The following is a 15,626-nucleotide window of genomic DNA, read 5'->3' as shown; positions in this document are numbered from 1 at the left end:
GCGCGCAACTGATAGGGCGCGGTCCGGATGTATTCGACTGGATTGCCGACTGTGCTGGCATGGCCTGCGGGATCACAATCGCAAGCTGGACAAAGTGGCGCGCTGGAGGGCTGCCATAGGTCGCCCGTTGGCCCAGATCAGTGGTGGTGTATGAGTGGCGGAGAGAGCGGCCGCCGATGCAATGTTCAGTGGCGTCCAATGCCGTCCAAAAACAAGGTAAAAACAATTGGTTGGTGAAAGAGTGGCTTGTTTCATTGTCCACAGATGTGGGCCGAAATGTGGGGTTAGAAATTTGGCGGAGCCGTGAAAAATTCGGGGAAGCATCCGGAGAAGGCGCTCGATGCATTGCAGGTTAAGCAGCTAAAGGGCCCTGGCCGCTATGCCGACGGTAACGGCCTCTATCTGATAGTTGACCCATCGGGAGCCAAACGCTTGCTGCTCCAAACAGTGGTGCAGGGACGGCGACGCGACATTGGCCTCGCAGGACTTTCGGTCACTTCGCTCGCCGAGGCGCGGGAAGCGTGCAGGCTTATCGTAAAGTCACGCGGGAAGGTGGCGACCCGCTGGCTACGCCGCGCGAAGCTCGAAGGATCGTGCCGACCTTCAGGGTTGCCGCTGAAATTGTGCATGCCGAACACGAGATCAGCTGGAAAAATCCCAAGCATGCAAAACAGTGGATCACCACGCTGACGCAGTATGCGTACCCTGTTATTGGCGACTATCGCGTCAATGCGATTGCGACATCAGACGTGCTCAGGGTGCTTTCGCCGATCTGGCTGACTAACCCTGAGAACGCGATACGAGTTCGTCAGCGGATCAGTACTGTCATGGATTGGGCGAAGGCGGCAGGTTATCGCTCAGGACACAATCCGGTGGAAGGGGTCACCCGCGGATTGCCAAAGCAAACGGACACTGATCAGCACCACGCTGCGGTGCCCCTTCAATGAGGTCGCTGGCTTTGTCCAGGCACTCCGATAATCCATCTCTGGGCCGATTGCGAAGTTGGCCTTCGAATTCCTAATTCTCACGGCTTCCCGAACGAGTGAGGCTCTTCATGCCCCTGTCAGGCAGGTGTCTTGAAATTTTGACCGCTGCACAGGCTGTGTCGTCAGAGGCAGAGTTCGTTTTCCGAATGCATCGGGTGATGGCCCACTGTCCAACATGGTTTTCTTAGCTGTTCCGGGACGGGCGCCAGGAGCTGGTCAAATATCGGCTGCCATTTGCCGGATTGAGATGACGACGCTCTGAGACTCTGGAGCAGGGGAATGAACAGGAAGAGGCCGGCACCTTCGAGAACCGCCGCGGCCAAACCTAGTCCGACGATAGTCAGCCCGGCCATGCAGGTGCTGCCGCCAAGCGGATGAGCCGCCGCAACCGCCCGAACAGTGACGCGCTGATATTCACCAGCTGGTCTCTTCATAGAGCGGACGGAACTTGGCGTTCTTGTTGCGCATCCGTTTCACTCCAACCTTGATCCAGCGAGGAACCAACCTAGCCCTGCAGTAAATGTCTATCATATTGGGCAGGCGAGAAATCGCCGTGCGCGGATCCAGGACGAAGAGTTTTTTCGATAGGTCGCAGGCCGCGTAAAGCTGCCCGCCGATCAAAGCTCTCAACGCAAGCCAATGGATCATATCGACCAGATGCGCATCGAGATCGCTGCCGAACTGCGGATATTTTTCGCGAAACTCGGCAAGAACAATCTCACACGAACGAAGCATCTGCATGACATCGCTCGACATGTTGACGTTCGTTATCCGGTAACCCACGAGATGCTGAGGCACGACGCGGAATTCGTAATTTTCCGCTATTCTGAGGCACATTAGAAGATCCTCGCAGCCTTGTGCATTCCTGGCCCTCAGCGAAGGATCGAATTGTCCCGCCCGCTCGAATGCGGAGCGACGCACCAGCATCGAACTTCCGTTGCCAACAAAGTTCATTCTGCACATCCGTTGCAGAACGCGGCCATCGGCATCGGGCCGGAAGGATAGTGAGAATACCCGGCCGTTCTCGTCGATTTGGGCAAACCAGCAATATGCCAGGCCCGCAGAAGAGCCGCCTTCCTGCAGGGCGCGCAGTTGCAGTGCGATCTTGGATGGGGCCCAGAGATCATCCGCGTCGACAAACGCCAGAAACTCCGCATCGGTAGAGGCCGCACCGCTGTTGCGGGCCTGCGCAACACCGGCGTTCGACTGCCTCATTAGGCGTATACGCCGGTCTCTCTCAGCACAGGAGGCCACAATCGAGGCGGACTGGTCCGTCGACCCGTCGTCCACCACGATAATGTCCAGCGCCTGATGGTCCTGCTGGCAGATGCTGGTCAAGGTGGCGCGAATGGTTCGCTCGGCATTGAACATCGGCACCACGACGCCTACCGTCGCATTGTCTTGGATCATTGGAGCCTTCGTTTTTTCTGCGGGAGCTGGTAAACGACGGATGGCGCCAGCATTGCAATCAGCACCGCTCTTCCATGATCGGGGCGAATTCGAGGCAAATGAGGTCGGTCATTCAGCCTGAACCTATCGTAGCTGGCGGGTTCGGACCGTGACGAAGCAACGCCATATCCGGAAAACAGACACAAGGATCGATCGCGTAACGCTGCCTTATTAGCCTCTACTGAACAAGCCCGTCAACTGGCGCCGCGCGACGCGGATTGGCAGTCGCCCGCAACTTCGGCCTCGCGTGTGCGGGACCGTGTGCTGGTCCTGGTTGATCACTGCGCGATTTGTAGCGACATGTTCTACGGGCACGACGCGGCCTCGGCCGGCGACGCCGAGCGGGCCATGGTGCGCGATCCGATATCCTCATCCTGGACGAGCCACCAATGCGGTGGACGGACTTTCGGAAGCGGCAATCGTCGAGACCCTGAAGTCGAGGACCGGCCGCCGCACGACCATAGTCATCAGCCATCATCACAGCACCACCTCGTTCTGCGACGACGTGGTGATCCTGAGCGGCGGGCGTGTGAAAAAGCAGGCGCCTTGCGCCGCTCTGGCATCGCTCAGCATTGATGAACTCTACCGGCATGAATCAAGTGACTGGGGCTGTCGTGCCTGCTGCGTGCGCCGGGCCGTCGTGGCGAGCGACACTTTAGCCATATCAAGCCCAGACGAGTGTCCGGCTATTTTTGGGGAGATGTTACCAACTGGAATTGTCGCTCGCCGGGGGCGCTGCTGCGAGCGACGATGACCCGGTCGCGACCCTCACCCTTGGCCTCGTAAAGCGCGTGATCCGCAGCATTCGTGAGTTCGGCCCAGCTCGCTCCATGCTCCGGGTAAGCGGCGACCCCGAACGAAACTGTAACAGTGCCCAGCGTCCGCCCGCGATGCGCCAAGTGAAGCTGCCTGATTGCCTGGCGCAGCGTCTCTGCCCTCTCAGCGCCTTCCTCCAGCGAGCATCCCGGCATTACGAGGGCGAATTCCTCACCGCCGTAGCGCGATACGACATCGCTATCCCTGGCATGCTCGATCAATGTGGCGGCGACCTGCTTCAAGACTAAGTCGCCGGCCTCGTGGCCGAACGTGTCGTTGAACTGTTTGAAATGATCGACGTCGAGCATCATGATCACCAGCGGCTGAGCCGAGCGCTCCATCCGGCGCAGTTCACGGCTGCTGGTTTCCTCGAGATACCGCCTGTTGAACAGACCGGTGTTCGGATCGCGGATCGATTGCTGCCGCAGCGTCTCGCGCAAGCGCAGATTGGCGAGCGCCAATGCCAGCGTATCGACAACGCCGCGCAGGATCTGCTGCCTCTCAGCCAGCCATTGCGGTTTGTCAGCCGCATTCGGTTCACACAAGTGGAGGATGCCCAGCGTTTCGCCTTGTGCCGCCAGAGGCATGCAGACGTAGCCCTTGCCGCCATTCTCGGTGATATGGGCGCAGCGCGGCGACAGCATGCCCGGGCCGGCGACATGCTCCTGCCCGCGGCGCAACGCCCAGCAGTCTTCCGGCGCAAATTGGGTAGCGCTCGACCGAACGGAGCCCCAATGCGCCACCTCTTCCACCAGGTTGCGCGAGGCGCTGGTCAGGTGGACGGTCCCACTCAAGCCGCCGAGGAACTCGGCCATGGCAGTGCCAACCACTGAAAACGCTTCAGGAAACGTAACGCAGGCCTGCAGCAGCTCCCCTAGCTTCACCAGACGGGAGGTGGTTTCCGACTTCTCGTGCAATTCGCGATTTAGCACCGCTAGTTGATCGGCACGCTCGTTCACAACGCCTTCTGCGCGGCGTAGTTCGCTGATGTCGTTGAGCGTGAGGACGAGACCACCGTCGGACTTGCTGAGGGGGCTGCAGCTCGCGATGACCGGCAAATGCGAGCCATCCCATTTTGTCAAGCGCACTTCGCCCTGGTGTTGGCGGCCCGAGGTCAAGGCCAGCTCGACGGGAGATGTCCCGGCAGCGAACTCGCCGCCTCTCGGATCACGCATCGTCATGACCGAGCGCCATTCCTGGCCGACGATCTTGTCGGCGCGCCGCCCAATCATCAAGGCCGCCGCGGGATTGACGCTGGCAATCCGGCCATCACCGTCGAGGACGGCAATGCCTTCGGCCGCCGTGTCGACGATATCCTCGATGTGGGCTCGCGCCGATTCAAGCTCGGCCGCCATGGTGTTGAAGCCATGCGCCAGTTGCCCGAACTCATCCTTGCGAGTGTGGGTTATGCGCGTCATGGCATCGCCCTTGGCCAGCGCTTCCATGCCTTTCGTCAGGTCTGAAAGCCCGGAGCCGAAACGACGCAGTAGCGCCGCCGCGAATCCGGCCGCAACCAGCATGGCGGCTGCCGCATTGAGGCCGACCAACCAAAGCATGTTGCTGGTGCGCCTTTCGGCATCGCCTAGCAGGGGGTCGTATTCCAAAAGCACGGCGCCGATGATCGTGTCCTCGGGATGTTCGATCGGAACGACCAGTAAGTCATCGATCTCATGAGGATCGTTAAACCTGCGTGGGACGCCATCCTCGAGGGTCTTGCCGACTTCATTGCCGGGGTCGTGATCGAACTTGTCGCCGATATTGTGGTCTTCGTCGGAAGCGTGGGCCAGGAGGATCTTGTTGCGGTCGACGACCAGGAAATCCCTGCGCAAACCATGGTGCTGATGCTCCAGAAACTCGCGTAGCGCGTCGGGTCGCTCGAACAGCGAAGGTGCCCCATCGGATGACTTGAAGACGATCGTGTTGGCCAATTCCTGCGCGACATTGGCCGCTTCGGTCAATCCCAACGACCTGATCGCGGCCATCTGTGTAAAAATCGCAACGCCGCCTACGAGGCCAATCAAAGCCGAGGCGGCCACCATGCTGAGAATGATCTGGCTCTTGATGCGCACGTCACAGGCCCGCTGAAAACGACGGCATCATACATACCCGATCGAGCCAGCATTTCATTTTCCGTCTTTTATGACCAAATGCTTATCAACGTCCTAACGATGAGCCAATCCGGCGGCTCTTTTGCCTCTCCGGCCCACAGCGATTTGCCTCGGGCGCCTAGTTGCGAGGGTGAGCATCCGACTTCGTACAGCGCCAGGCAGGCCATACGTACGGCCCTTGCAGGATTCAGCCGATAACCAGCCGGCTGCGCCGGCCCGCAAGACATCATTTCCCGGGCGCGCCCGGGAAATGTGTCATCAATTTCTGCTCGGCTGTCGCCCAAGCTCGATCGTGGGAACCGCGCAGAAGCAAGATGCTTATAACGAAAGCCAAAATTCCGGAAATCACGCCGAGAACCATCCCTGAACCGATCACCGATGTCGCAACTATGCCCGCAAAGACGCCTGCGATCGCGCCGCTGATCGTACTCACCATGCCTGCGGTCGTCATGAAATACTGCAGGGGCGATGGTCTCAGTCCCTTGTCGACGAGCACTGCCGAGCGGTCGTCGTGCGTAGAGTGGATAAGGTACTTTTGCATAATCGGCGCGACTTCGACGTAATAGTGCCGGATCCGCGCCATGCCACGGGCGTGCACCATATCCTCGATCGCAACCTGCACGGCGCGCACGAAAGTGACCAGACCGATGAAGAACAGGCAAGGCAGCAGGATCAGGCTGAACAGCACGAAGTGCATACCCATTTCCGTGACTTGCGCGACGAATGACAGAGCGATCGTTACGCTCGAGACCGACCTGAGGAACAGATTGGCGCGCTGGTTCGCTTCTTGAATCGTGGCTGCGCGGGCGGTCTGCAGCACGAAATGCTCGGTTGTCATGCACTGCAGGACTTGCTGCGTGTTGGTGCTCTCTTTCGTCATTGCGTCCTCCTTCGTTCGGCTCAACCACAACGCGACCGAAGGCGACTATGATCGGCCTACCCGCGCGACAAGTTTGTAGCCGCAGCCTTGCCTCGTCGTACCGGTCGCCTGCCCAATTCCGGTTCGGATGGCTCCGTGCGATCCGGTGCCGAGACGTTTCCGACGAGCGATGCGAGTTCAGCCTCGCTGAGCGTCTCGATTTCGAGCAGTTTGCGCGCCGTCTTTTCCAGCAGATCTCGTCTCTCCGTGAGGAGCCCGACGGTTCGCGCGAAAGCTGTATCTACGATGCTGCGAACTTCCTCGTCGATAGCTTCGGCGGTGGCCTCGCCGTAATCGTGCTCGCGCGAACCGCCGGCGAGTGGGTTGGGGCTCAGGAAGGAGCGCTGGTCCTTTTCCAGCGCCACGTGGCCGAGTTTTTCCGACATGCCGTAACGCGTGACCATGGCGCGGGCGATGTCGGTCACTTTGGCTAGGTCATCGGCGGCCCCCGTGGACAGATGCCCGAACACGATCCACTCGGCCGCCCTGCCGCCGAGCAGCACCGCCATCTTGTTCTCCAGTTCCTGGCGCGTCATGAGGAATCGGTCCTCAGTCGGCCGCTGGATCGTGTAGCCCAACGCGCCGACGCCGCGCGGGATGATCGATACCTTGTGTACGGGATCCACTCCGGGCAGCGCCATGGCTACCAGCGCATGGCCCATTTCGTGATAGGCGACGACCTCGCGTTCCCTAGGGTTCAACAACCGGTTGCGCTTCTCGAGCCCCGCCACAATGCGCTCGACCGCATTGTTGAAATCTTCCATCGTGACGACGTCCGCCCTCCGGCGCGTGGCAAGCAGGGTGGCCTCGTTGACGAGATTGGCGAGGTCGGCGCCGGTAAAACCCGGCGTCAGCGCGGCAACTTTCTCCGCGTCGACATCCGCCGCCAGCTTGGCCTTTTTCATGTGGACTTGAAGTGTCTGGACGCGACCTTGCTTGTCCGGCCGATCGACCAGCACCTGCCGATCGAAACGGCCGGCGCGAAGAAGTGCCGGGTCAAGGATTTCCGGGCGATTCGTCGCAGCGAGCAGCACGACGCCGATTTTCGGATCGAAACCGTCGAGCTCGACCAGGAGTTGGTTGAGTGTCTGCTCCTTCTCGTCGTGGCCGCCCATCATCGGGCCCGCACCGCGGGCGCGGCCCAGCGCATCGAGTTCGTCGATGAAGATGATCGCCGGGGCTTTGGCGCGTGCCTGCTCGAACAGGTCGCGCACACGAGCGGCGCCGACGCCCACGAACATCTCGACGAATTCAGAGCCAGAGATCGAGAAGAATGGAACATTTGCCTCGCCTGCAACGGCCTTGGCGAGCAGCGTCTTTCCGGTGCCGGGTGGCCCGACCAGCAGCACGCCCTTGGGCATGCGCCCTCCAAGCCGGCCGTATTCCTGCGGGTTTTTCAAAAAATCCACGATCTCCTGCAGCTCGGCCTTGGCCTCATCGACACCTGCCACGTCGTCGAACCTCACGCCGGTATTGGCCTCGACATAGACCCTGGCCTTGCTCCTGCCGATTTGCATCAAACCGCCCATGCCACCGCCCATGCGTCTCATCAGCAACATCCACAAGCCAAAGAAGACGAGGATCGGGACGACCCAGGAGAGCAGGTCGCTCAGGAAGGTGCTTTCGATCTGGCCAGTGACGGTGACGCCGTGTTCCTGCAGCTGCCGTGCCAGATTCGGCTCGACGCGCGTGGTAATGAATAGCGGTTTCCCGTCCTGCGGCTCCTTGAAGCGGCCTTGGATGAAGCGATCGGAAACCTGCACGTCGGCGATCTTGCCGTCGCGTAGCAGGGTCTCAAACTGGCTATAGGGAATCTGCGCGACGTGCTGCGTGGCGGTGTAGACATATTGGAAGATCATCAGCACCGCGAAGGCGGCGATCCAGTACCAGATATTGAACTGCGTCTTCCTGCTGCTCATGTCCATGGCATCTCCTCCAGCGTCACATCAATGCAGGTTGCCGAACCGCCACGGCACGCTGGGTGCCGTGGCCAGCCGGCGAAGCCGGGATGGCTCCCTCGCTCCAGCAATTGGATTTGCCCTTGGAGCCGCGACAATCGGCTTCGGAGCGTGCCTTGGGAGAACGTCGGGGAGCGCAAAGTGTTGCAAGGAGTACTGCGAGGGAGCCTTGGGATTCGCAGTCGCCCGCGACAGCTACGCGCCCAATCGGGACCTTCTGGAACGGAAATCGATCGCCGAAGGAGACACATTGCCGGGCTCACGATGCCGAGCCTGCTGCAAGCCAGGCATCGCGCTTGGTGATCCGCCCTCAAGAGGCGGCTGCTTCTGGCAGGCCCTCCAAACAAAGCCATTTATGCTTTCTGTGAGGCCAATGGAGCATTGTCGGGGGCGGGAATTCCGGGTCCTCCAGACAGCCGACCGATACCGACAGCGCATTCTTCAGCCCTTCTGCCCGCATGAAGACGACCGAGCCGCACGTCGTGCAGAATGTCTGCTCCAGCCATTGTCCCGACGAGCCGGTTCTGCGCCAGGATCTGGTCTCGCCTTTGTGGCCGACGACGGTGGAGTCGGCGTAAATGGCCCGGTATGAGAACGCCGTTCCGGTGCAGCGCTGGCACTCCATGCAACTGCACGCATAGACGCGTCGCGGCTCTCCGGCGAGGACAAGTTCCACAGCCTGGCATGAGCAGGTCGCGGTTCGTTTCATCTTGCCGCTATGCATTCGCGGGCGCCCCGCTCTGGCGCGGCGAGCCATTTCGAAACAGGGGCGCGAGGGATGCAAAATCATCTTCCATGCTCCCGAGCGAGAGCGCCCGCCGAAAGATCATATCCATGGCGCGCGGCATAGCCGCGTCGAGGCCTCGCTCCTCGCATGCCTCAAGCAGGTGCTGAAAGGCGCCGTAGTGGGCACCCAATGACGCCAGGGTCGCGTCGTCGCCGGCAAAACGGCGTGCATTCGTTCTATCCACCAGGTCGAACAGAGCGGCATCGACAACCGGCTTGAATCCGGAAAGATGGCTCCTGAACGTCGCCAGGTCGAGACCTTCAGCCTCGGCGACGGCCATGCCCTGGAGCGCTCCGAAGAGCCCGCCCCACATCTGAGTGAGCAGAGCGGTATCAAGCGCCGAGGCTTGACCTGGCAGCTCCCCGACATAGCTCGTGCCGCCGCCGAGTGCGAAGAGCAGGGGCTTGTGCTTCTCGTAAACGTCACGGGAACCCGAATAAAGCAGTGCGGTCTCTGATTTGCCGATAAAGTCCGGAGTGGCCATGATCGCTCCGTCCAGATAGCCGGCACCATGCGCTTCCACCCAGCGGGCTTCTTCCCGCGCCAGACGCGGTGAGCCGGAGGTGAGTTGCACGACGGCTTTGCCGGGCAATGCCGAAGCGGTGCCATCCCGCTTCAACAAAGCTTCGCTGGCGGCATAGTCGAGAACATTGATGATCACGACGTCGGCCGCATGGATTCCGGCCTCTACTGAAGGGGCGACCTTCGCGCCAAGGGCCGCCAATGGATCGCTTTTTGCCGCGGTCCGATTCCAGACCCATGTTGGATAGCCGCAGTCGAGCAGCGTTCGAGCAATGGACGAGCCCATTCGGCCCGCGCCGAGCACGCAGACATTCGATGCCATAGTAACTTCTCCGATAGACTGATGGCCCTGTCGACGAGGGTCCGTTTTATGTTTGGCGCGCTCGATCGGAAGATATAAATTCTTGCTGCGTTGAGAAGTACGCACCTTGAGGTAAGCTATCGCCATCATGACAGGAGCTGCCAAATGAGGCGCAAGGAACCAGACAGCTGCGGTTTTGCTGCCGCGCTGCAGGCCATCGGCGGAAAGTGGAAAACCTCGCTGCTATGGGAATTGCACCTGCGGCCATACCGCTTTGCCGAACTGCGCCGCTTGCTGCCTGGCGTCAGCGAAAAGGTGCTCACGCAACAATTGCGGCAGATGGAAGCCGACGGGCTGATCAGCCGGCGCGTCTATGACGAGGTGCCGCCTCGCGTGGAATACTCGATCACGCCGCTCGGCTTTAGCCTGAACGATGCGGTGACAGTCATGTCGGCGTGGGGCAAGCACCACGAGACATGGAAATCGCAGCGTAAGGCGGCCTGACACGGGCAGGCCTATGGAGGCTTTGGCCGACCGCCGCACGATTCCTAGTCGATGCGCGGTCGCTGCTTGCCACGACGGGCCAGAAGATTGGCGACGACGAGCAGCACAATCGACAACACCATCATCAGCGTCGCGGCGGCGGTGATTGCCGGGCTCAGCTTCTCGCGCAGCCCGATGAACATTTCGAGCGGCATAGTGCGCTGATTGGCGCTGGCCAGGAACTGCACCACGACGACCTCGTCGAACGAGGTGACGAAGGCGAAAGCGGCCCCTGACAGCACGCCGGGCAGGATCAGCGGCAGCATGACCCTGAAAAACGATGTGATGGGCTTTGCTCCGGAGATGGCGGCGGCGCGCATCAGATTGCGGTCGAAGCCGGTGAGGCTCGCTCCCACCGTGACGACGACGAACGGACTGGCGAGCGCGGTATGCGCCAGGATGATGCCGGCATAGGTGCTGGCAAGTCCGACACGTGCGTAGAACAGATACGAGCCGACGGCGGTGATCACCACCGGCACGATCAGCGGCGACAACAAAAGCGGCATGACAATGCGGCGACCGGGGAACTTTTCGTCGGAAAGCGCGATTGCCGTCAACGTGCCCAGCGTCGTTGCGATCAGCGTCGTGCCGAAGGCAACGATCAGGCTGTTGCCGATCGCAGATTGCCAGCGCTGGGTTCCAAGCACGACCTCGTACCAGCGTGTCGAAATTCCCTCCAGCGGGAAGATGAAGAAGGCGCCGCTGTTGAACGACAGGGGAACGGGAACCAGGATAGGCACGAGGAGGAACAGGATCACCATGCCGCACCACAGCCAGAGCAAGGTGATGCGGATTCTTTCGCCTGTCGTTGGATAAGAAGACAGCAACATGGCTACACCAGCTTGAGGCGGTCGAGGCCGAGGATGCGGGCGAAGATGCCGAACAGCGCCAGGGTGAAGACGAGCAGGATGAAGCTGAGCGCCGCCGCCATCTCCCAGTTCAGTTCGACATTAACGTAGCTGGCGATGAAATTGCTGATCAGCTGGTCGCTAGCGCCGCCAATCAGCGCCGGCGTGATGTAATAGCCGAGGCAGAGGATGAAGGTGAGCAGGCAGCCCGCCATCACGCCCGGAAAGACCTGTGGAAGATAGACGCGGCGAAACGCAGTATAAGGTTTTGCGCCGAGGGAATAGGCAGCCTTCATCTGCGAAGGCTGGATGGTGCGCATGACGCTGTAGATCGGCAGCAGCGTGAACGGCAGCTGGATGTGGGTCATGGCGATGATCAGTCCGATGCGGCTGTACATCAGGTCGAGCCGGTCGTCGGCGACGCCGAGCCACAGCAGCAGGTCGTTGACCAGGCCGAATTTCTGCAGGAGCACCGTCCAGGCCGCGGTTCGCACCAGGATCGACGTCCAGAACGGCAACAGCACCGCGACGATGAGGATGGCGGCGAGGCCCTTGGGTACGGAGGCGATGAGGTAGGCGAGGGGGAAGCCCAGTATCAGCGTGGCCAGCGTCACCGCTGCGGCGACGAAAAATGTGCGCATGAACACCTGCACGAAGATCGCCTGTTCGGGTGACACCCTTTCGATGCCGCCATCGCCGTTCCAGCGCAGATCAAGCGCGCTCAGCAGGTAGAACGACGTCACGCTATGGGTGCCGCTCTCGATGACCGGCCATGTGCCCGGCGCCGACCAGAACGGCACGGCTTTCATCACCTCCAGCGGCGGCCTGTCGGCGGCTTCCAGTTGGCGCACCGTCTTGAGCACCTGGCTGCGTGCACCCGGCAGGCGCGCGTTGAGGCTCTTGGCGAGTTCATAGGCGGTGCCCTTGGCCTGATTGCTCCGGAGGTCGGCGGCAAGAGCCAGGAAGGCAGCGTCGTCGGGCAGTCCGGTGCCGTTCCAGCCGCGCAATGCCTGGCTGGTCTGTGGCAAGGCGTCGGCAATCGTCGGATCATAGACGGCGCGCGACAGAAGCAGGACAATCGGGATGCCGAAGCTCAACGCCAGCAGCACGAGCAAAGGCGCCGCCAGCGCCAGCGATCGCAGCCGGTCGCCGAGATCGGCGCGCCGAAGCGCCGCCGCGACCGACTTTGCTGTGCCGGAATCGGCGGCCGACCAGTCGCGGCTTGCCCGCGGCCGGTCCAGTTTCGTGGGCTCAAGCGCCGACATTTTCCCTACTGCGCGAGCCAGGCATTGAAGCGCTTGACCAGATCCTCGCCATAGTCACCCCAGAATTCGGTGTCGGCGACCAGATAAGCGGTCATGTGGTCAGGTGCGTTCGGCAATTTCGGCAGGGCGTCCGGCGCGACGAAGGAGGCCGAATCGATGTGCACCGGCCCGTAGGTGATGTAGCTGGCGAGCTTGGCGTTGATTTCCGGCTGGCTGATATAGGCAAGATATTTGTAGGCCAGCTCCGGGTTCTTGGCGCCCTTCGGAATGGCGATCATGTCGTATTCGAGGATCTGGTTGTTCCAGACAATCTTGAACGGCGCCCCGTCCTTGTCGATGGCGTTCTGGATACGGCCGTTCCAGGCGGTTGTCATCACCACTTCCTTGGATGCGAGGAGCTGTGGCGGCTGCGCGCCGGCATCCCACCAGACGATGTCCTGCTTGATGGTGTCTAGCTTCTTGAACGCACGGTCGACGCCTTCGGGGGTTGCCAGCACCTCGTAAACATCGGCCGGCGCGACACCGTCGGCCATCAGCGCCCATTCGAGGTTCTGTGCCGGAAACTTGCGCATCGCGCGCTTGCCCGGAAACTTTGTCGTGTCGAAGACGTCGAGGACCGAGGTTGGCGCCTCCTTCAGCACGTTGGGGTCATAGGCAAGCACATCGCCATAGGCGTCGAGACCGACGCCGCAGTCGAGTGCGGAACCTTCGATGAACTTTTCACGGGGGGCGATCTTGGAATAGTCGAGCCGCTCGAGAATGCCGGCGTCGCAACCCTGCAGCACGGTCGCGGTCTCGACCGTCACCAGATCGATCGGCACGTTGCCGGTGTCGACCATCGCTTTGACCTTGCCGAGATCGCCAAGATATTCCTGCTCGACGATCTTGATCCCGGTCTCCTTACTGAACGGCTCGAACCATGCCTTGCGCTGGGCATCCTGCCAGGCGCCGCCGCTGGCCATGATCGAAAGTTCGTCGGCAAAGGCGGCATGTCCCATGGTGATGAATGCTGTGGCTGCCGCGAAGGCGAACAGCCGGGCCTTTGTGATTTTCATTGTTCTTATTCCCCTGTTTTCGAGATGGAACCGCCCGTCCCGGCATCGGCCGGAAAGGCACGGCAGTCGTTGGGCGCGCAGGAAACCATGACCGGTTCCCCGTTGCCCATGGTCGCTTCGGGGCCAACCTTGACGGTCAGCACCTGTCCGTTTTCCAGCCTGGCCAGAAGACGCTGGTGGTCGCCGAGATAGATGCGGCCATCGACGGTGGCGGCTAGCGCATTTGCTCCGTTCGAAGCGGGCGCAAGCTTCAGCCGCTCCGGGCGGATGGCGACATGGCAGGGCGCACCCTCCGTGACTCCGATGGCCAGCGCGGCGACCGAACCGCCGCCGTCCAGCGCGACGCGGCACTCCTTGCCGGAGACGCGCTCGACCTTGCCTTCCAGCGTGTTGTTCTCGCCGATGAAGCTCGCGACAAAGGAGCTCTGCGGCGTGTTGTAGAGATCATCCGGCGAGCCGAGCTGGGCAATTCCGCCATTGTTGAACACGGCAACGCGGTCCGACATGGTCAGCGCCTCGCTTTGGTCGTGCGTCACGTAGACGATGGTGACGCCTAGCATCGTGTGGAGCTGCTTGATCTCGAGCTGCATATGCTCGCGCAGCTTCTTGTCGAGCGCGCCGAGTGGCTCGTCCATCAGCACCAGGCTTGGCTCGAACACCAGCGCGCGGGCAAGCGCGACACGCTGCTGCTGGCCGCCGGAAAGCTGTGCCGGCCGCCGGTCGCCGAACTGCCGCAGCCGCACCATGTCGAGCGCGCGGCCGACGCGGGATGCAATGTCCGCCTTGGTGATCTTGCGGACCGAGAGCGGGAAGGCGACGTTCTCCTCGACGCTCATGTGCGGAAACAGCGCGTAGTTCTGGAACACCATGCCGATGTTGCGTTCGTAGGGCGGCAGCCTGTCGACCGACCGGCCTTCAAGCGTAATGACGCCGCCGGTCGGCCGTTCGAAGCCGGCGAGCATGTTGAGCGTCGTCGTCTTGCCCGAACCGGAGGGGCCGAGAAGGGTAAGGAACTCGCCGCGCGCCACGCTGAGGTTCAGCCGTGTCACCGCGAAAGTCCGGCCGTCATAGGATTTCTCGACATCGACGAATTCGACAAATCCCTGCCGGCCGGCGTCCGGTGCCGCAGCGGCGCTGTCGGCTGGCAAGACTGTTGCTTCGGCGATCACGGACGGAAATCCGTAGAGCGGCGGCAATGGCCGCTTGTCGAAACGAGGTGGTGCTTGCCGTCCATGGGTCGGTCTCGCATGACGCTGGCCGCGCAAGGGCGGCAAACAAACTTGTATGCTCACACAATCAATCGCTAAAGAACCATAGATGCAGACAAGTTCGCCCGTCAAGCGGCTTTCTTCCGGATTGTGTGAGATTTTTTCAGGCGAATTTTGAAAACGTGTACCGGACAAGTGCTATTGTCCGGAGCATTGTCTTATGCTAGATGCGCCATTAGCCAGAGAGTCAACACACCGAAACCGCCTAGCCGCATGCTTCAGGACCTGCAACTCGCCTCGGATGAAGGCCCGGTCTACCGGCGCCTTGCGGACGCTATTGCCGAACGGATTACAGCCGGCACGCTTGCCGTTGGAGACCGGCTGCCGCCGCAGCGCGAGATTGCCCGCGCACTTGGCATCAACGTCACCACGGTGACGCGCGCGCTGTCGACGCTGCAGCAGCGCGGGCTGCTCGAAGCGCGGCCCGGGCGCGGCACCACGGTCGCCGCCCGCAACGGCGGCGAAGGACCAGGTTTCGTGTCGGCGCCGAGCGAAGACACCGGTGTCATCGATCTTTCCGTCAACAGACCAGCGACCTCGGCCTATCTCGACGCGCTGGCGCTGCTGTTGCCGCGCCTGTCCAAGGACCGGCACTACGTCACGCTTCAGGACTATCACCCGCCTGAGGGGCCGCTGTGGGCGAGAGAGGCAATCGCCGAGTGGATGCGGCCGGCGGCAGGCGACGGCGATCCCGGCCGGGTGGTGCTGGCGGCGGGCGCCCAGCATGGGCTGGACTGTGTGCTTGGCGCGGTGACCAGGCAGGGCGACGTCGTGCTCGCCGACGAAGTGACCTATCAGGGC

Annotated in this window: 13 protein-coding genes and 2 pseudogenes; 5 read left to right on the top strand and 10 right to left on the bottom strand. The window is 61.5% G+C overall.

The genetic code is table 11. From position 1 onward, the window contains the following. Positions 1–303 precede the first annotated feature (303 nt). Both EOA85_RS40085 and EOA85_RS10040 read left to right on the top strand, forming a co-directional pair. Positions 304–468, top strand: a pseudogene (locus EOA85_RS40085) (integrase); the annotation flags it as partial. A gap of 53 nt (positions 469–521) precedes the next feature. Beyond that, positions 522–947: a hypothetical protein gene (locus tag EOA85_RS10040; RefSeq protein WP_127209299.1), complete on the top strand. Its 426-nt coding sequence runs from the start codon at positions 522–524 to the stop codon at positions 945–947. 453 nt (positions 948–1,400) lie between these two features. Here EOA85_RS10040 and EOA85_RS10030 read toward each other — a convergent pair whose 3' ends face one another. Next, positions 1,401–2,396: a glycosyltransferase family A protein gene (locus EOA85_RS10030; RefSeq protein WP_065008579.1), complete on the bottom strand. Its 996-nt coding sequence runs from the start codon at positions 2,394–2,396 to the stop codon at positions 1,401–1,403. Positions 2,397–2,777: 381 nt separating this feature from the next. Here EOA85_RS10030 and EOA85_RS38840 point away from each other — a divergent pair. Then, a pseudogene (locus EOA85_RS38840) lies at positions 2,778–3,033 on the top strand (ABC transporter ATP-binding protein); the annotation flags it as partial. Positions 3,034–3,121: 88 nt separating this feature from the next. Here EOA85_RS38840 and EOA85_RS10020 read toward each other — a convergent pair. The 5 genes from EOA85_RS10020 to EOA85_RS10000 all read right to left on the bottom strand — a co-directional run bounded on the left by EOA85_RS10020 (position 3,122) and on the right by EOA85_RS10000 (position 9,996). Beyond that, on the bottom strand, positions 3,122–5,320 hold the full coding sequence (locus EOA85_RS10020; protein ID WP_127209298.1) for a diguanylate cyclase: 2,199 nt from the start codon (positions 5,318–5,320) through the stop codon (positions 3,122–3,124). A 265-nt stretch (positions 5,321–5,585) separates the two neighbouring features. Further along, a complete protein-coding gene (locus EOA85_RS10015) occupies positions 5,586–6,239 on the bottom strand; it encodes a hypothetical protein (RefSeq protein ID WP_127209297.1) in 654 nt (217 codons plus the stop codon). Positions 6,240–6,295: 56 nt separating this feature from the next. Next, a complete protein-coding gene (ftsH, locus tag EOA85_RS10010; RefSeq protein ID WP_127209296.1) occupies positions 6,296–8,203 on the bottom strand; it encodes an ATP-dependent zinc metalloprotease FtsH in 1,908 nt (635 codons plus the stop codon). Between the two features lie 343 nt (positions 8,204–8,546). Continuing rightward, on the bottom strand, positions 8,547–8,945 hold the full coding sequence (locus EOA85_RS10005; protein WP_281033721.1) for a GFA family protein: 399 nt from the start codon (positions 8,943–8,945) through the stop codon (positions 8,547–8,549). Positions 8,946–8,952: 7 nt separating this feature from the next. Continuing rightward, positions 8,953–9,996 (bottom strand): NAD(P)-dependent oxidoreductase, encoded by a 1,044-nt coding sequence (locus tag EOA85_RS10000; RefSeq protein ID WP_245485672.1) that lies wholly within the window; start codon positions 9,994–9,996, stop codon positions 8,953–8,955. Between the two features lie 15 nt (positions 9,997–10,011). On the opposite strand from EOA85_RS10000, the gene EOA85_RS09995 reads away from it, so the two are divergent. Next, on the top strand, positions 10,012–10,350 hold the full coding sequence (locus EOA85_RS09995; protein WP_127209294.1) for a helix-turn-helix domain-containing protein: 339 nt from the start codon (positions 10,012–10,014) through the stop codon (positions 10,348–10,350). Between the two features lie 44 nt (positions 10,351–10,394). On the opposite strand, the gene EOA85_RS09990 is transcribed toward EOA85_RS09995, so the two are convergent. Genes EOA85_RS09990 through EOA85_RS09975 form a run of 4 tightly spaced genes read right to left on the bottom strand, consistent with a single transcriptional unit; the run spans position 10,395 to position 14,726 of the window. Beyond that, the gene (locus EOA85_RS09990) at positions 10,395–11,219 is read right to left on the bottom strand and encodes an ABC transporter permease (RefSeq protein WP_127209293.1); all 825 of its coding nucleotides are present in this window, start codon (positions 11,217–11,219) and stop codon (positions 10,395–10,397) included. A gap of 2 nt (positions 11,220–11,221) precedes the next feature. Beyond that, positions 11,222–12,502: an ABC transporter permease gene (locus EOA85_RS09985; protein ID WP_095520208.1), complete on the bottom strand. Its 1,281-nt coding sequence runs from the start codon at positions 12,500–12,502 to the stop codon at positions 11,222–11,224. A 5-nt stretch (positions 12,503–12,507) separates the two neighbouring features. After that, on the bottom strand, positions 12,508–13,557 hold the full coding sequence (locus tag EOA85_RS09980; protein ID WP_127209292.1) for an ABC transporter substrate-binding protein: 1,050 nt from the start codon (positions 13,555–13,557) through the stop codon (positions 12,508–12,510). A 5-nt stretch (positions 13,558–13,562) separates the two neighbouring features. Further along, positions 13,563–14,726, bottom strand: a complete 1,164-nt coding sequence (locus tag EOA85_RS09975; protein WP_127209291.1) for an ABC transporter ATP-binding protein — start codon at positions 14,724–14,726, stop codon at positions 13,563–13,565. A 312-nt stretch (positions 14,727–15,038) separates the two neighbouring features. On the opposite strand from EOA85_RS09975, the gene EOA85_RS09970 reads away from it, so the two are divergent. Then, positions 15,039–15,626, top strand: a 588-nt coding sequence (locus EOA85_RS09970; protein ID WP_127209290.1) for a GntR family transcriptional regulator, incomplete at its 3' end; no start/stop codon positions are given.

Source organism: Mesorhizobium sp. M5C.F.Ca.IN.020.29.1.1 (genome assembly GCF_003997375.1).
Lineage (GTDB): Bacteria > Pseudomonadota > Alphaproteobacteria > Rhizobiales > Rhizobiaceae > Mesorhizobium > Mesorhizobium wenxiniae.
This window is presented reverse-complemented; position numbering and strand designations above follow the sequence as displayed.